The following is a 26,094-nucleotide window of genomic DNA, read 5'->3' as shown; positions in this document are numbered from 1 at the left end:
TAATGTAGATATACATCGTCGTATACTAAATGTTCAAACTATTTATGTTTAGATGGTGTGTATTTATTATTTTTTCAATGGAATCATTTATATGTAGTGAAAGATAAGTCCATTAAAATTAATCAAGATAAAATTATTTACAGCAATGCCAGCTGTTCGTACTATAGTTCAGTAAGTATTTAACTGATACAAACTATATATTGTCGCGAATGTAAGCTTACATAAATTTTTAACTAAATCTCTACTTGGTAAGGTTTCTTAAAAAGAAATACAATTTTTAATGCCATATCGATAAATATTGTCGAAACAGTAATAAATCAATAAATCTAAACTTTTTTTATTTAAGAGTAAATTTATACTCAACTGAACAATTGTAGATACATATATACTATAGACAATAACCTTATGGATGAATGAATAAGATCATTAAGATAGATATATCAAAAAAACATGTATTATTTTTATTAAATTAACATTTTATAATGGGCATATCTGATATATATATGCCTATTCATCAAACACTGTATTAAGAAATTTGCCACTTAAATGGCCGTCCTAAAACACAATAACACATATACCATATGTTCTGGCGCTTTTTAATTGATTGTACGTTTCATTTACTAAGCAGTAACAGAGCGATATAATTAAGAAGAGATGATAAGCACTATGCCATGCCTTCAATAATTATCACTGTTATCGAATCACTATATTCATTTTTAATGTATTTCTGCAATCAATGATATCTTTTTGCTATTAATATCTTAATAATGATAAAAATCTTTCAGTTTTTGAGTAAAGATATTTAGAATAACATTGGAATTTGAAGTATTTCGAATATTTCAGCAAGCACATAGAAAGTAAATATCTTGCAACATAAGCACATTACTTAGACTATTATCATGCGATAATAGTCATAATTTGCATAAAATTTATGCCTTTCATGCCTATAATTACTTGTAATTCAATAAGAAACTTACTTACACTGATATTATTTTGATCTATTTTATATAGAATTATTTAAAATATTTTTTATCTAACTATTAGACTTACGTAAATGAAAATTATTAATAAGATTAATTGTATAAATACTGCTACTATCTTTTCCATGGTGTTGTCATTCTATTAAAGCGCTGCAGATGGCGCTGATTTAATGTAATAATATAAATTATATACAATAATGTATTATATATTTAATGATTCCTTTATTAGTAGCGATTTCTCCGAAAGTGGATTCAGGATAAACATGCCACGTATAAAGATAATTTAATATCCATCTAATAATGTAACTAAACTGTGGAATAAGTTGGGAATGTCGCCAGTCTTGGTTTTTAGGAAAGCTAGTAAATTTTTCAAGTAAAAAGAGGGCAAAAGAAACAAATAATATCCCGCATAAAGCTCCAAAAACTCCCCCTAATATTTTATCCACTTCTGATAAACCAGTTTTTTCAATAAAAAATATCATTAAATAATTTATTATAGAACCAATCATTAAAGTTGAAAAAAATAAAAAAGCTATGGCAATACTATTACGAATCACTTCATTTCTAAAATATGAGAACCAGATAGCACAGGAGGAATAGTAATGGCTAGCGAAAAAAAAGGCACTGGCACAAATAACTAACGACAACATTCCACGTATAAACCCACGTATTAGATTGATAAAAATTGATAAACTAATTACTAAAATAATTACATAATCAATCCAAGTCATGAATTTTTTCTCTATTTAATAAGGGTAAAGTTTGTAGGTCAATTTTTTATTTCAAATAATGGAAAATTTGATTGAAATTCTAATATTAATGTTAGGTAATTAAATATATATTGAAATATTTTTTAATATGTTCTGATGCGTAAAACACCATTCACATTAGACAAACTATTTAATTGATGAAACAAAGCTTCAGCTTTGTTTCTGAAAAATAGATCTCATATAAATACACTTAATTTTTCCTTATATAGAATTTAATGATGCAGTAAAAATTGGGAATAATCTATAACAATATAGTTTTTATGCTGTTTGAATAGTTCTCAAAACATTTTTAAACACTTCTAACTCAATTGTATTTTGCTGAATTCTATTTTTCGGTTTTTTGAGATAACAATATAGTATTATTAAATAATTTACTTTCTTAATTATTTCAGAGTACTAAATTATATTGACTAATGTATCAGAAATAGTTTTAAAACACTTAATTTAATACTCGTATAAATAATTCATATATATCATTAGTAGAAAGCATGCACTGATTTTGACATTTTAAAAATTTTGATTTTCATGCATATTTTAGAAATTTTACATATGCACGTAGAATACGTTTTTGCTGTTTTATTATTCCTTTAATATTCTCATATATAGAATTATTATAATATTTCTTCATATAATTTTATTATTTTAATAAGCTGATAAATACAACACTAATAATTACAATAAATACATTGCACCAACTAATCTGTTTTAAACCTTACTAACTTACTGTTAACTTAATGTATCACAAATAATTTTCAGCTTCCATAAATTGTAATACCTGTGCTACTGTCTGAAATGAACCAAAAACTAGAATAATGTCCTGAGGATGAGATTGAAAACGTGCCATTTCCCAAGCTTCTTTAACGTTATTAAAAATTTTAGTATTATTTGTTTGGTGCATTAACTTCAAGGACATTAGGAGCTCTTTAGCTAAAGTACCGCGTGGACCTTCTAGTGTTGCACAGTACCAATAATCTACCTTTTTTATTAGAGGAGACAATACACCGAAGATATCTTTATCACGCAGAATACCTACAACTGCATGTACCTTTCCGCTGTTTATTTCAGGTACTAAACGTGAAGCCAAATAATTAGCCGCTTGTGGATTGTGTGCTACATCTAGAATAACACGCGGGAACTGTTTGATATTTTGGAAACGGCCTGGCAATTTTATCAATGGTAGGTAATGACGAATAATTTCTTCACTTACGTTTAAACGCGATTCACGTAATGCAACTAATGCAGTAGCAGCATTTGATAGTGGTATTTGAGTTAATGATAAGCCAGATATTTCACCATATAAATCTCGAAGTACCCAGGTACTATCATCTTCCTGCTCGCAATTCCAATCACGATTACGCTGTAATAATATAGCACTTTTTTCTGCTGCTATTTCAGCAACACTAATAGGCATATCAACTTCTCCGACAATAGCGGGCTTATTAGCACGGAAAATACCGGCTTTTTCACGACCAATACTTTGACGATCAGCCCCTAAATATTCGGTGTGATCTAATCCAATACTTGTAATTAGCGCTATATCGGCGTCAACAATATTAGTAGCATCAAGACGTCCACCTAATCCTACTTCCATGATCACTACTTCAAGATTTGATTTACAGAATAAATTTAGTGCCGATAATGTGCTAAATTCGAAATAGCTTAGCGAAATGTTATTTCGATTATTTTCAATAGTTGTTAGACTAGCAATATGTAGTGTTTCATCTAATTCTATCCCTTGGATACGTACGCGTTCCGTATAACGTACTAAATGCGGCGAACTGTAAACACCTACACGATAGCCAGCTGCAAGTAGAAAAATTTCTAATGCACGACACGTAGTTCCTTTACCATTGGTTCCAGAAACAATAAATACATATGGAGCAGGTCTTAACAAATTCAGTTTTTCTGCTACTAATTGAACACGATCGAGACTTAAATCAATGGTTTTAAAATGTAAATGTTCAATATAATCAAGCCAGTTAGCTAAAGACCAGCTCGCATTAGGAGAATAAAAATTTCCCATATTTTTATTTGTTGGCTTATATTATTAGATATAAATACATTGGTATTTATTTAAATGTAATTTAATAAGTTAAATGTTTGTATTAATTGATTTGAAATCAAATTAATAACTAATCACTATTTTGTGTTGGATTCGGTAGATTCATCATTTTTGCAAGTAATTTTGATAACCTCATACGCATTTCTGGACGACGAATAATCATATCAATTGCACCTTTCTCGATTAGGAATTCACTGCGTTGAAAGCCTGGAGGCAATTTTTCTCTCACAGTTTGTTCAATGACACGAGGACCAGCCAGTCCAATCAGAGCGTTAGGTTCTGCGATATTAATATCACCTAACATTGCTAAACTGGCAGATACACCACCCATAGTCGGGTTAGTTAATACAGAAATATATGGTAAACTACATTTTTGCATATTTGCTAATGAAGCGCTAGTTTTAGCCATTTGCATTAGCGATATTAAAGCTTCTTGCATACGAGCACCGCCGCTAGCAGAAAAACATATTAAAGGACATTGATCTTCCAATGCCTTCTCAACAGCCTGTACAAAACGTTTACCGACGATAGAACCCATAGAACCGCCCATGAAAGAAAATTCAAATGCAGCAGCTACTACAGGTATACCGTAAAGCTGACCTTTTAAAACAATCAATGCTTCTTTTTCATTACTTTTTTTCTGTGCTATTGTCAAACGTTCTTTATATTTTTTAGTATCACGAAATTTTAATAAATCCTTTGGTTCTAATTCACTTCCTAATTCAACAATTGGAAAATTATCTAAAAAATTTTGTAAACGCTTTCGTGCTTGTATTTGCATGTGGTGATCACACTTTGGACACACTTCAAGATTACGTTCCAATTCAGCACGATATAGCACGTGACTACAGTTGTTACATTTAGTCCAAACCCCTTCTGGTATATTAGCTTTACGCGTAGGAGTAACATTACTTTTACTGAGTATACGTTCAATCCAACTCATTAATGGCCTTCTAAAAGTAACTAATTTAAATATTTTATTATTATTCAATAAATTTTTCTAATCTATTTTAAAACTCAATTCATAATTGGTATGAATAGTAATTTATTTTAGACTATTACTAAATCTAGTAAAGTAAGGATTTTCTAAAATGTTTAATAATACAATTATTGAAAAAAATATAAAATCCTATCTTCTATTATGAATGGACACGAATTGTATCGAATACTTTTTAAATATTATTTAAAAGTAAATACACCATTTTGGCATAAAACGCATTCATACATCATGGTAATATTTTTGAATAATTTTTTATTTTAAACAATAAAATTACTTAGTTATAATAATTGATAGATAATTAAACTTGGTATGAATATAACGAATTATTTAACTTAGTATTCTATGTAATTAATGGGAATTCATTATCATATTAAAATAATTTAGACTTCTTAAAATTTTACAAAGACTTTAATTTATAAAAAACAATGGTTGCGTTACATACGTAGGCAATGCAAAGTGAGATGGGTACTCTACTCCTATAAGATATAATCCTTCAGGTTTTGCAGTAGCTGCAGCAACTTTACGATCCTTAGCAGCTAGTAGAGTTTCCAGCCAATCTTCCGGATGACGACCACATCCAATTTGCATTAAACTGCCAACAATATTACGCACCATATGTCGTAAAAACGCATTAGCTTTAATATCAATAATCACATATGGACCTCGACGAAAAACATTAAAATACATTATATTACGAAATGGTGTACGTGATTGGCATTGAGTGGAACGAAACGAAGTAAAATCCTTTTCTCCAATTAAGCATCTTCCAGAACGTAGCATTTTTGCTATATCTAATGGACGAGAAAAATGTGTTAAAGTTTTATTCATAATAGCTGAACGCAATCTTTTATTATAAATTGCATAGCGATAATATCGTGCAATGGCACTAAAGCGCGCATGGAAGTCAAATGGTACCCTTTTTACCCAGCGTATTGCTATATCAGCAGGTAGATTAGCATTTACACCTACTGTCCATGCACTATCAAGACGATTTGATGTAGTTAAAAAATGTACTACCTGACCAGTACTATGTACTCCAACATCTGTACGTCCTGCACAAAATATACGAATGCTATGATTAGCTATTTTCGCAAGTGCGTTTTCTAACTTTTCTTGTACGCTGCATAATTTTTGCTGAGATTGCCAACCATAATAACCGCTGCCATTATACTCAACGCCTAATGCTATTTTAAATACTTGTCTTTTTTCACATAGCATTAATAATAAATGTACTCCTGTCTCAATTCTATGTCTATTAATGTTTCTCTACATTAGAATTTTTTTGCTTATATTAATTTTAACTATCTCTTAAATTTTTAAAATTAGTGTTTTTCATAGCTCTAAATCTCATATATTAATTATAAATAAAGAAATCTTTATTTAATTCAGTAAAATATGGATCTTTTAACAAGCATCATAATATCAAATATCATTTTTTTTGATTAGACTACTTAAGATAATGAAGAATGTTGTGAACGCGCACAAAAACCCAGTGTTTTTAATGTAAGGGCAACATCATCATCATCACAAATAACTTGCAATGAAGACCATTCACGGCGATTATAATAACGCTGACGGATATAATTAAATCCATCAGATTTTTTACTTAGTTTACGCAGCCATGCATCATCTCTTCTTATATCGTACACTAAATGAACTAATCGTTTGAGTATAATTTGATCAAATTCACCATGTAATGTAATAGAATTAAATTGCGGTATAGGTAGTAGATTTTCTAATGTTACGTGAATAGATTGACCAATAAATTTACACCAAGAGTCAAAAACTTGTACTGTTCCACGTGCTTTTCCTTCTAGTGTATGACCAGCTATATGCGGAGTGGCAAGATCTACTTTTTTTAATAAATCGCGACATAAATTAGGCTCAAATTCCCATACATCCAACACTACGCTAATATCTTTACGTATACTTAACACTTGTAATAATGCAGCATTGTCTATTACAGAACCGCGACAAGTATTAATAATAATAGTGTAAGGTTTCAGTCCCATTAGCAATGAAACATCAGCTAAGTGCCAACTTTTATAAGGTCCCTTTGTAAATAAAGGTACGTGACAAGTTAAAATATCTACTTGTGCTATTAATTGATCCAATGAATAGAAATTTTCTTTATCACCACGATTGGCACGTAAGGGATCACATAATATTGTTTTTACGCCTAAAAATTTAAGACGTTTATATAGACAACTTCCAATGTTTCCTACACCCACAATACCTACAGTTCGGTCGCATAATTTAAAATTATCACGTTCTGCTAATGTTAGCAGTGCTGAAAAAATATATTCAACTACTGCAGTAGCATTACAACCAGGGGCAGAAGAAAATTTAATGCCCATATCTGCTAAAGCAACAGTATCAACATGATCGATACCTGAAGTAGTAGTACCAAGAAATTTCACTTGAGTTTCAGTTAAAAGTGAGGCAGTTACTCTAGTAGTAGAGCGTACTATTAATGCATCAGCATCTTTTAATATACCTCTAGATAATAAACGCCCTGGTATAACTACCACTTCACCAGTCAGACTAAAAAGCTCAGGAGCATAAGGTATATTCTCATCAATAAGAATTTTCACTGTGTTAGCTCTTTTGATTTTAAATAATTTTAAAACAGATAAATATTACAATATATTACTATAATACTATTACATTATCGATTTCTATATTGAAAAAAATTAAACAAATTTAAATTTTATGATACAAAGTATCATAAACATAAATTATCTCCAGTGAACTTATCTGATATCTTAAAAACAGATACACTAATATACACTCAAATATACTGATATATAATCATATGCGTTAATTATTTAAAAAAACTTAATTATAAAAATTTTTATACATAGTGATTGAGAATAGCTATGTTATGCCTAATGGGGAATTTACAAAAAATGATGAAGATTGTGTATCTAAAAAAATGAATATTCAAAAAACCTAATAGGTTTAATGTAAACTAAGGTAAAATTATACATTTTAATACTAAAATTAGTATACAAACAATGCGCTTAATTATCTAATATGTTTAGAGTTAAAAAAAATAAATACTGTATTTAAATATCTAAAATAACTATTTTATTCTTATTTATAATATTTATTTATTACTAATGTGGCATTAGTACCGCCAAAACCGAAACTATTGGACATAACACTGTATATTTTTTTTTCAATAGGATGCGTAAGAATGTTCATTTCTTTGGCAGATTCATCTAATGTCTCTATATTAATGCTTGCTGCAATGAAATTATACTTAAGCATCAATAAGCTATATATTATTTCTTGAACGCCAGCCGCTCCAAGTGAATGGCCTGTCATAGCTTTAGTTGCCGAGATATACGGTATTTTTTTATTAAATACTTCGCGAATTGCAGACAGTTCTTTTAAATCTCCAATTAAAGTAGAAGTTGCATGAGAATTAATATAATCAATAGGAATGTCAATATTCTGTATTGCCATCCTCATGCAACGTGCTGCACCGTCACCTGAAGGTACTACCATATCTTTACCATCAGACGTCGCTGCAAAACCTACTATTTCTGCGTAAATATATGCATCACGAGATAATGCATGTTCTAATTCTTCAATTACAATTATACCCGCACCGCCTGAAATCACAAAACCGTCACGACTAACATCATAAGGACGAGAGGCTTTATGAGGTATCAAATTGTATTTAGTTGATAATGCACCCATTGCGTCAAATTCACATGCTAGTTCCCAACTTAGTTCTTCACCGCCTCCTGCAAATATAATATCTTGTTTACCCATTTGAATTTGTTCAACAGCGTTACCAATACAGTGCGCGGAAGTAGCACAAGCTGAGCTAATAGAATAACTGACACCGTAAATTTTAAAAGGCGTAGCCAAACATGCCGAAATGCCCGATGCCATTGCTTTTGTTACCACATAAGGTCCAACACCTTTTAGACCACGTGAGCCTCGCATTGCATCAGCACCAAATACTTGGTAACGAGGAGATCCTCCTCCAGAACCCGCGATTACACCAACGCGAGGGTTATTCTGATAATCTTTACTGCTGAGAGCTGAATCTTTAATTGCTTCCAGCATCGATAGATATGCATAAATTGAGGCATCACTCATAAAACGAACGATTTTACGATCAATCATTCCTTGAGTATCTAATTTTATATTACCCCAAACATGACTACGCATACCTGCTGTTTTCATTTCTTCAGAAAAAGTAATTCCAGAACGACCGTGACGCAGAGAATACAGCACTTGCTGTTGGTTATTTCCAATACTGGAAATAATACCTAAGCCAGTAATCACTGCACGTTTCATTCAAAAACTCCTCGTTCCAATCTGAAATTTAGCGGAATTGTAAATTACAGCTGTAAGTCAGACATGTCGTATTAGCACTTTTTAAAACTTAAATTATAGTATAACAATATTAAAAAAAACAATTTCTAATTATCAATATAGTTTCAAATTTCTTTGCTAAAAAATATAAATATGTTTTTGCATTAATAAATAGTTAAATGATCTTTTTCAAAAAATTTAGACAAATTCTTTGTTATTAAATACAATTTTCATCTTAATATTAAGATGAAATAACTAAAATTTACTAATCTATTTTATCTAATTAATATATTACATCTTTAAGAGATACTTTTAAGTATATACTGAATTGTTTAACTATATGATATGATCATTTTGATCAGTTTAAACAGATGTTTTTAATAAAAGTTACTATACATAAATTACATATTGCATAGCATGTTTTATCAGTTAATATGAATAATGAAGCAATTTATTTTTTGAAATTTATAGACTACACATCTAGTAATCTGTAATTTAACTTGTAAATGCTGGTTGCTTACATATTACAAGATTGTTCACAGCACTACATTGAGCACGATAACGTAACAAGTGATCCATTAATACAATCGCCATCATTGCTTCTGCAATCGGTACTGCTCGAATACCAACACATGGATCATGACGGCCTTTTATCGTGATATCTATTTCGTTACCAAATCGTGTAATAGTTTTCCCTGGAATAGTAATACTTGATGTTGGCTTCATTGCTAAATTAGCACTAATAATTTGACCGCTGCTGATACCACCTAAAATACCACCAGCATGATTACTTTGAAAACCATTAGTTCTAATTTCATCGCGATGTTGACTTCCACGTTGCTTAATAACTTTAAAACCATCACCAATTTCTATACCTTTTACAGCATTAATACTCATAAATGCATGCGCTAGATCGGCATCTAAACGATCGAATACTGGCTCACCTAACCCGGCAGGTACTTTCTCTGCTAAAATAGTCAATTTAGCACCGATAGAATCACCTTCTTTTTTTAGTAATCGAATTAAAGAGTCTAACTCAGTTAACTTGGATGCATCAGCGCAAAAAAAAGGATTACTGTCTACAATATTCCAATTTTTAAAATCACAAACTATGCTACCCATCTGTGCCAAATAACCACGAATTTGAATATCATATTGCATTTTTAAGTATTTTTTTGCAATTGCACCGGCTGCCACACGCATAGCTGTTTCTCGAGCCGAAGAACGACCGCCACCACGATAATCACGTAAGCCTCCATACTTTTGTTCATACGTATAGTCCGCGTGACCGGGTCGAAATAGATCTTTAATAGCACTATAATCCTGTGATCGCTGATCCTTGTTTTCAATTAAAAGACCAATAGGAGTACCGGTGGTCACACCTTCAAATACACCAGATAATATCTTTACCTCATCTTGTTCACGACGTTGAGTTGTATAACTTGAAGTACCAGGACGACGACGATTAAGATCATGCTGAATGTCAGTATCAGTGATAGGCAGACCAGGTGGTACACCATCAATTATGCAACCTAGTGCTATGCCATGTGATTCGCCAAACGTAGTTACGCGAAATGACTGTCCAATGCTGTTCCCGGCCATTTTAATCCCTTAAATATAGAATATAATTTACAAATAAATCCTGGTTATTAATCTTTATAAAAGAAAAAGTGATGCTGTGCTGCAATAATTTCTTCACGTGCTAACATAAATACACCTTCACCATCGTTATCAAGTTTTAGCCAACTAAAAGGTACGTCGGGATATTGTGTAATCATATGTATCATACTATTACCTACTTCGCAAATTAGTACACCTTGCTCGCTAAGATAATCTGATGCACGAGATAAAATACGACGTACTAATTTGAGACCATCGCTCCCTGCAGCTAATCCTAATTCTGGTTCATGGTGATATTCAGTTGGTAAATCACTCATATCTTTTATATCAACATAGGGTGGATTTGTAACTATCAAATCATATTTTATCTGAGGAAGACCACGAAAAAGATCAGAACGAATAGGTATGACTTGATTAATTAAAGCATGTTTTTCAATGTTATGTTCTGCGACTGCTAGTGCATCAGTAGAAATGTCTACTGCATCGATTTCAGTTTCTGGAAAAGCATATGCACAAGCAATCGCGATACAACCACTACCAGTACACATATCCAAGATATGTTTGGGTTTTGTTTTAAGTAACCCACTAAAACGCTTGTAAATTAACTCACCAATTAACGAACGTGGAATTAGTACTCGTTTATCAACATAAAATTCATATCCGCAAAACCAAGCTGTATTAGTAAGATAAGCTGTGGGGATACGTTCGTTAACACGACGAATCACTTGTTCAACTACACGAAGCCGTTCGCTGGTAGTTAAACGTGTATAGTGCATATCTTTAGGAATAACAGGGGATAACCAGAGTGTAGGAAGAACGAGTTGAAATGCTTCATCCCAAGGGTTGTCTGTTCCATGGCCATACCAAATATCTGCTGCAGAAAAACGACTGACGGCCCAGCGTAACATGTCTTGAATAGTGTGAAGATCATTTACTGCTTCATCGACAAAAATCTTGTCCAAATGATGACTCCGTAACATATAAGATTAACTGGTTAAGTAACTATTTATAAAATTTTTAATTTTTATTAAAATAAATTAAAAACTACATGTTAGAATTTAGAATAAGTAATTAAAAAGGCATTAACTATTTTACTCTGTATTTAGAAAGTAGGATTATGAATATATTTAAGCCCAGAAAAAATTACTTGTCTTTGTCCGTGTTTTGAAGGACTAACTTGCCACTTTAAGATACCTAGATGGGTGTGAATATTCAAATCAACACAAGCTATTGCAGAAGTAACAAACATCAAAGGAGCTTCCTTAGGACAAAGGACAGATACTAAATAACCTACTAGAGGAAGATGCGAAATAATCAATACTGATTGAACCCCTTTTTTAGATAGAGTGTATAAATATTTAACGACAGTTTTTGGATCACCACTTGGGGTAAGTTCTTGCAATACAATTTGTTTTTTTGGCAAGTAAAGTGTCTCACGTATTATTTTAAATGTTTGTTCAGCACGCAAATATGGACTAAGCAATACCTGTTCTATACCAACCGATTGGTGGTTAAGCCAAATTCCTATTTGGCGCGATTCAATACACCCACGTAATGTAAGAGGACGCATTAAATCACTTTCTGCTTCTAGTACAGCATCACTATGTCGCATGATAAAAACTTGCATTAAAGCACCATTGTGGTTTCTGCGAACAGGTACAGGTATACGATACTACTCCCTTGATTAGACTATGGTCAACCTGTTATTGAATTTAAAAGGTTGTTTAAAGTACTTAAAGTAATTTAAAAAATTAAATCTTCACTAAATCAATATATTTCATATTTATCAATTCAATTCACATACTAGAAAATAATTAAATGCAAAATTGAATAAAATATGCTGATTGTTTAATACAAAATTTAAATATTATTTTGATGAACTGAATCATTAAAATGATTCGAATATTAAGCTGACATATATAAATGACACAAACTAATATAGTCATCAAAAGTCAATCTAATATTACTATATATGACATTAGATTTCATACTGTAGCATTAATATTTATTAAATATTATGTTATTATAAGTATATATAGAATATGATTTTATTTTAATGTTAAAATCAAAAAAATTCTATCTATTAGATCTTAATCATCGGTCAAATTTTAAAATTATACTATCAATTAAATTTAACATTTAAAATATTTAACTTTTAAGTCAGCGCTTATACAGTTGAATGTTATTACGTTTAAGACTATTAAATAAGCTATATTAAATTAAATATGTATAATAGTGTGTTTTTATGGATTCTAAACTAAGCGATTATAGTGATGTTTATCTATCATGAATCAATGCTCTTTATATCTTCTTGTATGGCTATAACATTGCAATTGTTTGCCGACTTTAACTTGCCACCATTAGCAATAAAATCGTATCGTTGAAAATATGCATTACGCCAGAAACTATAAGGATCTTTTTGCTGATTTAAAATAGCATCGGAATCCAGCAATTGCACACGCATTTCTAAGCCTTCCAATGTCCATTTTATAATGGACATTGGCCATGTGAGCCAACTTAGAGCCGGATAGAGCATATCAATTATGCTACCGCCATCTTCTCGCATAGTAAAACTCCCATAAATAGGTAATTCTATATAAGAACCGTAACTGATATTGTATTTGCCTAGCGTACCGCCAAATCGATTCGGTTCTTCGCGCACTAGCATTGAATTAGTTTTACCTGCTACATCGATCCATCCACCTAAACCTATAGTAGAATTAAGAAAAAATCTTGTAAAACTGATCATAGCACGACGCGGCTTCCCAATTAACAGAGCATTAATCATGCTTGCTGGCTCATCTAGATTACTAAGAAAATTACTGAGTCCAGTACGTGCAGGTAACGAAATGTTATCACGCCAGCTTACTGCCATAGGACGGATAACATAATGATCTAATGTATTATGATTAAATTTAAAAATTATACGATTCAAATATTCAAATGGATCGCTACGTTTTAACATAACAAGATTAGTATTATCTGATTGTGAATTAGCGCAACCCGTTAACACAATACTAGCCAGTACTAAACCAGTCAAATAATTCTTCACTTTATCTCCAAATTATGAAGTATAAAAATGTATTTTGCGATAATTATAATTATTTAGTATCAATAACATATTAATAGTTAATTTTTTAAAAATAGAATTGAATTTGAACTAACATCAATATCGAATTCAGAGCTAATATTCCTCGCAATGGATTTATATTATAACCTATACTGAATTAAATAGAAAATGCATACTCATAATATTAAAATAGAAGTATTGTCATAAATTGATTGAAATGTTAACAATTTTATTGTTGTCTTGCCTATATAATATGAAAATATTCATGATGTTACTCTATTATATTAGGATTTTGAACTAAAGTAGAATTTTACTATCTAACACTATTTAAATTACAAGTATTATTGATAATCACTTATTATAGAATAATAATATTATTGATATGATTTATTAAGATTGATTAATAAATCATATCAATGTAAATATCTCTTTAAAAAAGATAAAATTAGATATTTAAGACGACCTAAAAAAGATTTTACAATGAAAATACTTTACTATATGAAACATATGATCAATTGATATGTTATGTTGTTATAGAATACCATTAGCACCATATTTATTAATTTAATATCGTAGGTATAATTTGACAAAAATCAAAATGACTATGCGTAATTATCTTTTAAACATAGCGAAATATAAATAATCGATAAAATACGTATTAGAAAAACCTAAGTTGCTAAAAATTTTAATTTACTTTATTATTATAAGTCATCGAGATACAAAAAAATGCAACGAAAATATACATAATTGCTAAATAAAAAAAGTTGATTAAATGTTAAATTAAATTGGTAATTTTATTGTATAAATGATTATAAATTCAATCTGCTATTTATGTAACTCTAAGTTTGATACATTATATTAAATTTACAATAAATAATTAAGTATATTTTCCACTTATAGCATATAACGATATTATCAGTGATTAAGATCCCCTTAGTTAAATGGATATAACAAGCCTCTCCTAAGGGCTTATTGCAGGTTCGAGTCCTGCAGGGGATAAAAAGTATATTTTATTTATGAACTGATAAAAAATACTGTAATTTATATTTATCATTATATATTGGTTATATATATATATCATATATGCTACTTAAGCACGAAAAAATTTATTTTTAAATAAAGTTAATTAGGTTGATATATATTAATTTAATTCAAATTAACTTAATAATTAGAATTAATTCTTCTAATACTAGACATATCAATTACATAAATAATAAAAATTAGGACATTAATTTTATAAATGTTTAAACATATTTTCATAAAATTTATTCTTTTATGTCAAATAAGTTAATAATGTTGCTTTAGAAAACAGTTAAAAAATTGCTAAAATATAATATGTGTATTATTTAACATAATGAATTTTTAATTCAATTTAATATACAAATCATTTTTAATAACATACATCTATAGAGTAGTATTTCTCATGATAAATAAAGATTTTTTTAATAAATTTTTTTGTTATTGAGCTTTTAGCTAATAAAAAATATGAACATATTTCATTGAATTGTAAGAGAATATCATATGCATTTTATTCTATCGAAATGACAATTATAGTTTTTTTAAAATTACTAAAAAATTCTTTTCTGTTTTCAAGTTAAATTAATTAATCATATATTTTAGGCCATTTGTAAATTTACTTTTATTGTGAAATAGTTAATAAGAATTCAATACAATTAAACATATCTTATTTTTTTACATATTGATCTACTATATTGATTTACTTAATATGAATAGCTTTTTTATTTTTTTTACTAATATCGAAATATAATACTTTTTTCTAAAGAGTATAATGTCTAAAAATATGCGTTCTCAATATTAAAATTTTTTTAAATACCAAGAACATTGCGTATCCATATATTATTAACATTTCACACAATATTAAACCCGATATTACAACATAAAAAAATTGCTATTTAATGTTAAAACTATAATAATATATGACCGAGCTTTTGACGTAAATGTGTTCCAGCTCCTAATAAACCTGGGTTGCTATGCATTATCATGTATACTGGAATGTCTACTAAATAATTTCGAAAACGACCTTTATCTTCAAAGGCAGTACGAAAACCGGATGATTTAAAAAAATCAATAAAGCGTGGCACAATACCACCTGCAATATATACGCCGCCAAAAGTACCGAGATTGAGTGCTAAGTTTCCTCCAAAACGACCCATAATAATACAGAAAAGCATTAAAGCTTTATGACAATCTATACAGCTCGAATTAAGAGCATATTTTGTGACATCTTTCGGTTTAAGAATTTTTGGATTACGACCCTGAGATTTTACTATAGCACGATATAAGTTCACTAAGCCAGAACCAGAAAGAATACGTTCGGCTGAAACGTGTCCCAATTCACTTCGTAATATTTCAAGAATATCAGTTTCTTCTTTACTATTAGGCGCAAAATCCACATGGCCACCTTCACCTGGTAAGCTAATCCAGCGTCTATCCACTTGTACTAAATAGCTGACCCCTAATCCCGTTCCTGCACCGTAAATTGCAATTGGTTTGCCTTGCATTGGTACTTTTCCACCAAATTGAGTAACATCCTTTTTAGATAACATTGGAATAGCCATTGATACCGCTGTAAAATCATTAATGATTTCAAGATGTGAAAAACCTAGATTATCTTTCATCTGATGTATGGAGAAAGCCCAATTATGGTTAGTCATTTCTACCCAATCATTTTTAATTGGGCACGCAATAGCAATACAACCATCTTGAATATCTTTTTGTTGTTGATGCAAATAACAGCGAATAACTTTTTCTAAAGTATCATATTGTAATGTAGAAAATATTTTCGTTTGAGTAATAATACCAGTTTCTATTTCACATAATGCTAGACGAACATTACTACCACCTACATCGCCAACTAAGGCGTATTTTGTCATTCTTTGACTGCTCCTATTTTAAATTTATAAATATAGTTGAATATTAGCGAAAATAGCTTAGTGAGCAATAATCGTAAATGATACGTGTCATTTAGCATTGACCTTCCACGATAGGTAAAAATTGACGAATAATTAAAATATTACTTATATATAAACATTATAGTAAAATAAGCATTGATTGAATAGTTTGATATAGCAAAGTGTTATAATTTTTTGATTAAATAGCACTATTTTAAAATGATTTATATTATTAATTATACTTCTAAATGAGCATGTTTGACTTAAAAAATGTAAGTTGATTTTTTTTAACAAATTAAAAACATTGATCAATATTTCATAAATCATGTTTGAAATTTCAGCATTCTCTCGGAAATAAAATAGCATTTTCATGCTATTTTATTTGTTTAATTGATATTATTTTAGTATCATCTCCTAATAGATTTTATCTATCGTTTTTAAATTCTTATAACCAATATCTTTAACATCCTTGATTAACTATGAAAATTCATAATTTTTACTATTATCTGAATTTCAAATGTCATTTATTTATTATTTTAAATAAATGTGAAAAATTACGAACTGAAAATTCCACGTCCTAATAAGTAAAAGTTCAGTAAAATGACTAAACCTACAATCATACGACCTGCATTTTGCATGGCTCTAGAGTTGACTAGCTCATCTCCCATTAATTCTCGATTTCCAGTGAATGATAGTAAAGGGATAAGTGCTAGTGCAATACCAAAACATAGTAAAACCTGACTGATTATTAAAATATTTGTAGGATCACAACCCATCCAAATAATCACGAAAGATGGCAACATAGTAATAGCACGACGCATCCATACCGGGATATAAAATCGGACGAATCCCTGCATTACTACTTGCCCTGCTAATGTACCAACAACAGTCGAAGATAAACCTGCTGCAATTAAACTTAAACCAAAAACTGTTGCTGCGGCATGACTCAATAGCGGTTGCAGTGTAAGATAGGCTTGATCTAAGTCAATGATATTCACGTGCCCTGTATAATAAAATGCCGCAGCAGCCATTGCCATCATTGCCAAATTTACAAAACCCGCTATGCTCATTGCAATCGCAACATCAAGTTTAGTAGTTGAATAACGTTGTTGTTTGTTACACCCACCATCATCCTGCATGAGTGCCGAATGTAAATAAATAACATGGGGCATAATCGTTGCACCAAGCACACCCGCTGCAAAAAAAACAGCATCAAAATTTGGTAATGATGGTAATGCCATTCCTACAGCTAGTTGGCCAGCATTTGGTTTAGAAAAAAATAACTCAACGATGTATGCAGCAGCAACAAATAACAACAGACCACCAATTACTAACTCTAATGGTTTTTGTCCGTGATTTTGTAACATTAAAATTAAAAAAGTAATTATTCCTGTTAATACAGCACCTTGGAAAAGCGAAATACCTAATAATAACTTAAATCCTATCGATGCACCAATGAATTCAGCAAGATCTGTAACCATGGCAACAATTTCTGCTTGAATCCAATAAAACCATACTGACGGACGAGGAAAACGATCACGAATATGTTCAGCAAGATTTTTGCCAGTTGCTATACCTAATTTTGCTGACATTAACTGAATCAAAACTGCCATAATATTAGACCATACTACCACCCAAAGCAATTTGTACCCATATGCAGCACCTACCTGAATATTAGTAGCAAAATTACCTGGATCGATATAACCAATGGCTGCTATAAATGCTGGTCCTAATAAAGAAAGCTTGATCTTTTTTTTAGCGTTATGAGCATCGCGCTCAGCTGTGCGACTGTCTGACATAGTTTTGACCTTATATCTTAATGTTCATTAACGATAACTCATAAAGATTGAAGGGCTACTTATTTGAAAATAAGTAAAACAGCTATTGAATAGATTGAACCATGAAATATGGTACTTGCTATACTTTAACGTATATACAAAAACATTTTTGCGAGAAATAAGCAATCTTTTTTAAAAAACTTTTAAATACTTTGTTGAAAAAGTAAGGTCCATAGAATTGAAATTCTTTATTAAACAAATAAATATAAATTCTCTTTTAAGATTTACAAGATTTAATTTTCATACCTAATAAATTTATATCTAATACATTTCCTTGTCTTAATATTTAATGCGCTTGTATTATTTTAGCCAACTATAATAGTATATAGTTGGCTGGACATTATATCTCGGTATTACAGTATGACTAAATGATGTGCAATTTGTAAAAACATTCAATTGTTGTTTAAATTCAAAAAAAGCATTAAAGATTAATATAGAATAAAATTCCTTTAGATCAACTAATTTTGAAAAATTATAAAAATATGGAACTAAGCGGGATCGAACCGCTGACCTTTTGCATGCCATGCAAACGCTCTACCAAACTGAGCTATAGCCCCTATACTTCACTTAAAAACAATAATTATTTTAATCTTTAACACAACAGACTATAATAATGTAATTTATCCATAAACAGTGTCAAGTTAAAATTTATCTTGATTTGCGATATTTTGAAAAAATTTTCATGTTTAACTTAAAAAAAATCACTTAAAATTATTTAAATTTTATTTCAATTAAATGATTACTCTATATTTACTAACATATATCTTTTCGTCATTTTAAATCAAAAAATTTATATGTTTCTTTACATTATTAACATGTAATTTTTAATTCAATACACTAATCAATCATGCAAGATTTACAATCTTGCTACATTTTAATATTTTTATTAAAAACTAATTTAATTTAATTTAACTTTATTATTTAAAGATGTAATGATTCCATGATTGAACAAAAGTTATGATAAAATATAATTATAAATTCACGCATGAAATGATTTTAATCACAGTTATGTTTGAAATATAATATTTTACTATAAGCATTTCATCTTAATACATACTTACGATATTCAGTATAAACATCATACATTATTTTATATAAAATTTAAAAAGTGATTTAAAATATCTACAAACATGTATGTATAAATGCAATAGAGATACATGGTTCAATTATATTAATTTTGATGAATTTGAATTTTATTAAAATTATAAATATTGCATGATTTAATATCAAGCAATTAAGTAACTAAGCAAAATTTTTTAATACTTAATTAAATATTATATTATATATATTTTATATCACACATTGTGAATTTTAATTATGTATTAATTAATCCTGAATTATAATTTAAATGTATACAAAATTAATAACGTAATTACTAAAAAAATAAAAAGATGATATTACGATAATATACGATAATAATAAGTATTATCGTAATATCATTCTATAAAACAATTATGTAAATATATATTTATTAATTTTTGATATTGTAAATTAGTATTCTCGTCTATCATAACAATGAATTTATATTCAGAATAATATTCCATGTTTTTAGAGAATAACTATTTAAATCTTAAACAATTAAAAATTTGATTTATCATTTTATTCATTAAATAAATTTATCTAATTAATGATAGTTTAGTTGGCATTTTTTATATTACACTGTAAATATCAATAGATATCATTTTTAATGATTAAATTTGTTAGTACATAACTAAAATCATATTAAAATTTTTTAAAATTCTTAACCGTTAGGTGAATTTTTTATTTGATGAGGTATTATGAAATTGATTCAGCAGCAAATGATCTCGCTATGTACTACGTTACGTCATCATGAATATCTTTATTATGTAATGAATACGTCTGAAATTCCTGATGAAGAATATGATCGATTAATAATGCAATTACGTAATCTAGAAACAATATATCCTGATTTAATTCTACCTGATTCACCGACACAGCGAGTAGGAGGAAAACCACTTAACGCTTTTGAACCCGTATTCCATACAATACCTATGTTGTCTCTTAATAATACTTTTGATGAAGATGGTTTCATAATATTTAATAGACGTATACAAAATCGATTGAGAAATAATAATATTACTTACTGCTGTGAACTTAAATTAGACGGTCTAGCTGTTAGTTTGCTTTACGAAAATGGTTTATTAGTACGTGCAGCAACGCGAGGTGATGGTAAAATTGGTGAAAATATTACAGCTAATGCACGAACAATTTGTGCTATTCCGCTACGCTTACAAGGTGATAATATTCCGGTAAAACTTGAAATACGAGGTGAAGTTTTTATGACTGAAACCGGTTTTAAAAAAATGAATCAGGAAGCTAAACGCACTGGAAATAAAGTTTTTTCAAATCCGCGTAATGCAGCAGCTGGTGCATTACGTCAGCTTGATCCATATATTACTGCGAAACGTCCTCTTACCTTTTTGAGCTATAATGTTGGCTTAATAGAAGGAGGCGGAACAATGTCATCTAGTCATTTTGAGCGATTAAAGCAAATTAAGGCATGGGGATTACCAGTGAGCAGTCGTATTGGTCTTGCGCGTAATGTTAATGAAGCATTAAATTTTTATCATCAAGTGGCAAAAGATCGATTTAAACTAGGATTTGATATTGATGGCGTAGTATTCAAAGTAGATTCCATAAACTTTCAGCAAGTTCTTGGTGTATTATCACGAGCACCAAAATGGGCGATAGCGTTTAAATTTCCTGCACAAGAACGAATCACTGTTGTACATAATGTTGATTTTCAGGTTGGACGAACTGGTGCTATCACACCTGTTGCACGTCTTGAACCGATCCAGGTGTCTGGTGTCATTATTGCAAATGCAACCCTACATAATTTTGATGAAATTACTCGTCTCAAGCTACGAATTGGTGATAAAGTAGTTATTCGTCGAGTGGGTGAAGTAATTCCCCAAATCGTTCAAGTTATAGAATCTGAATCTTCTAAAGGCACACGTGAAATCATCTTTCCAATATGCTGTCCAGTGTGTGGATCCAGTGTTAAAAGAGTACAAGGAGAATCGGTAACACGTTGTACAGGTGGGTTAGTGTGTAGTGCACAGTGCAAAAAAGCATTAAAGCATTTTGTATCACGTTCTGCTATGAATATACAGGGTATAGGTGATAAAATTATTGAGCAGTTAGTAGATACAAAGCATGTTAAAACACCAGCTGATCTGTTTCGTTTAACTTTAGATACACTGAATGTATTAGATCGTATAGGACCTAGATCAGCACAAAATATATTGAATGCTATAGAAAAATCAAAATACACTACATTAACGCGTTTTATATATGCGCTGGGAATCCATACAGTAGGAAAAGTGACAGCTTTTAACTTAGCCAATTATTTTGGTGATATAGAATCGATCATACATGCTGATTTTAAAACATTAGTCTCTGTACAAGATATTGGTGAGATTGTAGCAAGACACATACATCATTTTATGCACGAAGAAAGCAATCTTGTTATTATTCATGATCTCATTAAAAATCTTGGTATCCATTGGTAAATACTATTATTTTTTAAAATCTTTTTATAAACTTTGTTTATTGCTAATTTTTTAATACAAATGCATTCATTGAGTTGAAAATCAACTTAAATTGTTTTAGTTTTTTATTAACTAACTGTATTTAATACTAATTTAGTATATATATTATTGATTAAATATTGTTAATTTATCTATTATATTGACGAATTATAAGTTTTATACCGTTGGGCAATTAATGAACAGACCATTAGCTGCAATTGATGAAATATCATTAATGGTAACAAAATAATTCCCACTGAACTATGTGGAAACAAAAGATTAGCCATAGGCACACCATTGGCTAAACTTTTTTTTGAACCGCAAAATAATACTACAATTTCATCAGTGCGACTTAGTCCAAATAAACGTGAGGCAGCAAAATTAATTATCATCATAATAAAAAGTAAAAACAAGTTTATTATTAGAATCCAAAGTAAACTAACCATATCTATGTTATACCAGATACCGTTTAATACAGATTCACTAAAAGACAAATAAACTACTAACACGATTGAGCTTTGGTCAATTACACTGACTATGTTCACATGTTTTTTGATCCATATTTTAGTCCATCGACGCGATAACTGACCTAATAAAAACGGTACTAATAACTGTAATATAATTTTCCCAATATGTTCTAGATTACTACTATATGTATCATACTCTATATTTATTAATAATTTAACTAGTAAAGGCGAAACAAAAACACCCAGTAAACTCGAAGCCGAAGCACTACATATTGCAGTAGCTACATTACCACCAGCAATAGAGGTTAAAGCAATAGAAGATTGTACTGTAGCTGGTAAAATGCAGAGATAAGTAAAACCAACATAAATACTATTTTTTATGTCAATTGGATGCCACCAATTCAGCAGCAGACCAAAAAAAGGAAAAATTATAAAAGTACTGCAAGTAATCCATAAATGTAATCGCCATTTTTTGCTTCCAGCCATAATATTTTCACGAGATAACCTCGCCCCATGCATAAAGAATAATAGCGCGATTGCTAACACACTGAAACAATTGAAAAAAGTGATAAATTTACCCTTTGCAGGAAGAATAGTGGCAACAAACACAGTGATGATAAGTTTAACCATCATCGGATCAACTTTTAAAAACCGCATTATTACGATCCTATCAATCAAAATAATATAATAAATTGTATGTTAATTAGATTTAAAAATAAAATTAACTTATTACATCAGTTGATGAACATTATTCATGAATCATTAATTGCTATAATTGACATGCAGTAATCTAAATAATAGAGATGTATTTTAATTACATAGTAATTATATAAATAATATATAATAATGCAGTCATAAAATCACAAACTAGATTGTAGAGTGAAATTTAATTAACTATATTTAATATAATAGTAAGATATTAATTATTTAATTTAATAAAAGTTAGTAAAATTTTAGTAAATTCATTACAAAATTAGACATTCCAAAAAAATTAATATATTAAGCCGATATGGCTGCAGATAAATTCTACACGTGGATACATTTAAAAATGTTGTATAAAATTCTTTTGAAAGAAAAAATCTTAATATACTGATTATAATTATTTCATTCATGTTACACATTAAAAATGAAATTAATATTCAATTAATACATGAAAGTGTTATTCTATTTAAAGATTAATAGTATGTAATACGCAAAAAAACAATTACACTAAATTAAATCTATTATTAGATTGCTAGTAAAATATAATTATAAATATCTTGATGTTAGTAACATAGATGGAAAATGTTCATACAAGCAACAAAGTATAAATGTTATCTATATTATGTCTTTAAAAGAATGGGTAATGACGGATTCGAACCGCCGACCCTCTCCTTGTAAGGAAGATGCTCTGCCAACTGAGCTAATCACCCCATCGCTTATATTGAATCATATTACAGATTTTTGTTTAAGGAGTCAAGCGTTTTAAAAAATAACTAATTCATTTAAGTAATTTTTATATAATTTTTCTATAATTACACTAATTGATCATTCTTTAAAAAATAATTATTAAACACTTATTTGTTACCTTAGCCTATCTATTTTTTGTTATCTACGTAACTTATAACTTAAATATCTGTATTAAGGTTCTGTGCAATGAAGATTATAACTCGTTTTGCCCCCAGTCCAACTGGTTATTTACATATAGGATCCGTTCGTACTGCACTATACTCCTGGCTTTATGCGCGGCATAACAATGGAAAATTTATTTTTCGTATAGAAGATACTGATATAGAACGATCAACGCCAGAAGCTATTGAGGCTATCATAGATAGTATGCGCTGGTTAAATCTCAATTGGGATGAAGGTCCATACTATCAAACTAAACGCTTTGAGCGTTACAATGTAGTTATTGACGATATGCTGAAAATGGGTACTGCTTATAAATGTTATTGTTCTAAAGAACGTTTAAAACAATTACGTGAAAATCAGATAGCAAAAGGTGAAAAACCGCGTTATGATGGTAATTGTCGAAATCAAAATCAACATTCTAACTCTTACGCTGAATCTTACGTAGTGCGTTTTCGTAATCCTCAAGAAGGGTTGATTATTTTTAATGATCAAATTCGTGGTCCAATTAAATTTGATAATAAAGAACTAGATGACCTAATAATCCGTCGTTCTGACGGTGTTCCAACCTATAATTTTTGTGTTGTAGTAGATGATTGGGATATGGGTATTACACATGTTATCCGTGGCGAAGATCATATTAATAATACACCGCGTCAAATAAATATTTTCAAAGCAATAGGTGCTACAGTTCCTATGTATGCTCATGTTTCAATGATTCTTGATCATGACGGTAAAAAGCTTTCTAAGCGTCACCATGCAATGAATATAATGCAATACCGAATAGATGGATATCTTCCTGAAGCACTACTTAACTATCTCGTAAGATTAGGTTGGTCACATGGCAATAAGGAGATTTTTAGTATAAAGGAAATGAAAATATTGTTTAGAATCGAAGAGGTTAATAAATCAGCTAGTGTTTTTAATATTGAAAAATTACGATGGCTTAACCAATATTATATTAATACATTGCCAGAAAACTATATAGTAAAAAAATTACAGTGGCATATGAAAAAATTGAGCATTAATACTTGTAATGGTCCAAAATTAAAACAAGTGATGCCATTGATTGCAAAACGCTCCAAAACTTTAGTGGAGATTGCTAATTCTTGTCGATATTTTTATCAAGAAATTGAAAATTTTGATGTTGAGTCAGCAAAAAAATATCTGCGTCCCTGTGCAAACAGACCTCTACAAGTATTATATGAAAAATTTTCTGCGCTTAGTACTGAAAAATGGAAAGCAGAAAATATACATTTTATTATTAACAATGTAGTTAAAGAACTTGAAGTAAAAATTAGCACAGTAGGCATGCCACTTCGTGTAGCTGTAACTGGCACCAGTTATTCTCCAGAATTAGATGCTGTGTTAGAACTAATCGGACAGCATCGCTCTTTAGCACGTATTAAGAAAGCACTACAGTTTATATCTATGCAAAAAGATTAGAAAGAAGATTTTTCATTATCTACTATATTGTGTGTATAGTTACGAACATTAACATAATCCATGCTTATCTAACTTGGATATATAAAAATATATCTTAGACTGAACGAAACTCAAGATTATACTAATGATATTTTTACTATAAACTTTAAATTTTATACAATAAATGAATTCGTGATAATCGAAATAAATATGGTATAAAATGGACCGTTTTTTTGTCAAAAAATTTTCATTAAACGCATCTGCTTGTAATTGTGATTAATTAATATTTAATCTAAAAAATAATCACTAATATTTTTAACATATAAATAAAATGGCTTTTTGAGAATAATTATTATTAAAAAATAATGATAATTTTGAAACTCTGTCAGAGTACACCGTTATAAATTTCTTTTTTATTTTAATTAAAATTTTGAATATTAATTTATGTGTTGCATT

At 29.6% G+C, this 26,094-nt stretch carries 15 protein-coding genes and 3 tRNA genes; 3 read left to right on the top strand and 15 right to left on the bottom strand.

Going from position 1 to position 26,094, the window contains the following annotated elements; genetic code table 11:
- Positions 1–1,165 precede the first annotated feature (1,165 nt).
- From BMSBPS_RS00820 to BMSBPS_RS00775, 10 genes are all read right to left on the bottom strand, one after another.
- A complete protein-coding gene (locus BMSBPS_RS00820) occupies positions 1,166–1,711 on the bottom strand; it encodes a CvpA family protein (RefSeq protein WP_071880128.1) in 546 nt (181 codons plus the stop codon).
- 778 nt (positions 1,712–2,489) lie between these two features.
- Positions 2,490–3,773, bottom strand: coding sequence for a bifunctional tetrahydrofolate synthase/dihydrofolate synthase (gene folC / locus BMSBPS_RS00815; protein WP_046201074.1), 1,284 nt, complete (start codon positions 3,771–3,773; stop codon positions 2,490–2,492).
- A 109-nt stretch (positions 3,774–3,882) separates the two neighbouring features.
- Entirely contained in the window at positions 3,883–4,755 is an 873-nt protein-coding gene (gene accD / locus BMSBPS_RS00810; protein ID WP_022564527.1) for an acetyl-CoA carboxylase, carboxyltransferase subunit beta, read from the bottom strand.
- Between the two features lie 465 nt (positions 4,756–5,220).
- Positions 5,221–6,030: a tRNA pseudouridine(38-40) synthase TruA gene (gene truA, locus BMSBPS_RS00805; protein WP_022564525.1), complete on the bottom strand. Its 810-nt coding sequence runs from the start codon at positions 6,028–6,030 to the stop codon at positions 5,221–5,223.
- 233 nt (positions 6,031–6,263) lie between these two features.
- Positions 6,264–7,406, bottom strand: coding sequence for a DUF3410 domain-containing protein (locus BMSBPS_RS00800; RefSeq protein ID WP_022564524.1), 1,143 nt, complete (start codon positions 7,404–7,406; stop codon positions 6,264–6,266).
- 502 nt (positions 7,407–7,908) lie between these two features.
- Positions 7,909–9,129 carry a beta-ketoacyl-ACP synthase I gene (gene fabB, locus BMSBPS_RS00795; RefSeq protein ID WP_022564523.1) on the bottom strand — a complete coding sequence of 407 codons (1,221 nt, stop codon included), beginning with the start codon at positions 9,127–9,129 and terminating at the stop codon, positions 7,909–7,911.
- Positions 9,130–9,642: 513 nt separating this feature from the next.
- Positions 9,643–10,749 carry a chorismate synthase gene (gene aroC, locus BMSBPS_RS00790; protein ID WP_022564522.1) on the bottom strand — a complete coding sequence of 369 codons (1,107 nt, stop codon included), beginning with the start codon at positions 10,747–10,749 and terminating at the stop codon, positions 9,643–9,645.
- A gap of 47 nt (positions 10,750–10,796) precedes the next feature.
- Entirely contained in the window at positions 10,797–11,729 is a 933-nt protein-coding gene (prmB, locus tag BMSBPS_RS00785; RefSeq protein ID WP_046201073.1) for a 50S ribosomal protein L3 N(5)-glutamine methyltransferase, read from the bottom strand.
- 140 nt (positions 11,730–11,869) lie between these two features.
- Positions 11,870–12,394 carry a phosphohistidine phosphatase SixA gene (gene sixA, locus BMSBPS_RS00780; protein WP_022564520.1) on the bottom strand — a complete coding sequence of 175 codons (525 nt, stop codon included), beginning with the start codon at positions 12,392–12,394 and terminating at the stop codon, positions 11,870–11,872.
- A gap of 657 nt (positions 12,395–13,051) precedes the next feature.
- Positions 13,052–13,819: an MlaA family lipoprotein gene (locus BMSBPS_RS00775; protein WP_022564519.1), complete on the bottom strand. Its 768-nt coding sequence runs from the start codon at positions 13,817–13,819 to the stop codon at positions 13,052–13,054.
- Between the two features lie 945 nt (positions 13,820–14,764).
- Between BMSBPS_RS00775 and BMSBPS_RS00770 the strand changes: the two genes are divergently transcribed.
- Positions 14,765–14,836, top strand: a tRNA-Arg gene (locus tag BMSBPS_RS00770).
- Between the two features lie 926 nt (positions 14,837–15,762).
- Here BMSBPS_RS00770 and glk read toward each other — a convergent pair.
- The 3 genes from glk to BMSBPS_RS00755 form a co-directional block, all read right to left on the bottom strand.
- Positions 15,763–16,731, bottom strand: coding sequence for a glucokinase (glk, locus tag BMSBPS_RS00765; RefSeq protein ID WP_022564518.1), 969 nt, complete (start codon positions 16,729–16,731; stop codon positions 15,763–15,765).
- Positions 16,732–17,303: 572 nt separating this feature from the next.
- Entirely contained in the window at positions 17,304–18,548 is a 1,245-nt protein-coding gene (locus tag BMSBPS_RS00760) for an Nramp family divalent metal transporter (protein WP_022564517.1), read from the bottom strand.
- 522 nt (positions 18,549–19,070) lie between these two features.
- Positions 19,071–19,144, bottom strand: a tRNA-Ala gene (locus BMSBPS_RS00755).
- Between the two features lie 1,221 nt (positions 19,145–20,365).
- On the opposite strand from BMSBPS_RS00755, the gene ligA reads away from it, so the two are divergent.
- Positions 20,366–22,120 (top strand): NAD-dependent DNA ligase LigA, encoded by a 1,755-nt coding sequence (ligA, locus tag BMSBPS_RS00750; protein ID WP_046201208.1) that lies wholly within the window; start codon positions 20,366–20,368, stop codon positions 22,118–22,120.
- 173 nt (positions 22,121–22,293) lie between these two features.
- Here ligA and BMSBPS_RS00745 read toward each other — a convergent pair whose 3' ends face one another.
- Both BMSBPS_RS00745 and BMSBPS_RS00740 read right to left on the bottom strand, forming a co-directional pair.
- Positions 22,294–23,262, bottom strand: a complete 969-nt coding sequence (locus tag BMSBPS_RS00745; RefSeq protein WP_022564515.1) for a bile acid:sodium symporter family protein — start codon at positions 23,260–23,262, stop codon at positions 22,294–22,296.
- Between the two features lie 682 nt (positions 23,263–23,944).
- A tRNA-Val gene (locus tag BMSBPS_RS00740) sits at positions 23,945–24,017 on the bottom strand.
- Positions 24,018–24,240: 223 nt separating this feature from the next.
- Between BMSBPS_RS00740 and gltX the strand changes: the two genes are divergently transcribed.
- Positions 24,241–25,659: a glutamate--tRNA ligase gene (gene gltX, locus BMSBPS_RS00735; protein WP_022564514.1), complete on the top strand. Its 1,419-nt coding sequence runs from the start codon at positions 24,241–24,243 to the stop codon at positions 25,657–25,659.
- Positions 25,660–26,094 lie beyond the last annotated feature (435 nt).

Origin of the sequence: Candidatus Pantoea carbekii, assembly GCF_000971765.1 — a bacterium.
Taxonomy (GTDB): domain Bacteria; phylum Pseudomonadota; class Gammaproteobacteria; order Enterobacterales; family Enterobacteriaceae; genus Pantoea_A; species Pantoea_A carbekii.
The sequence above is the reverse complement of the archived record's forward strand: the minus strand, read 5'-3'. Positions and strand labels throughout refer to the sequence as shown.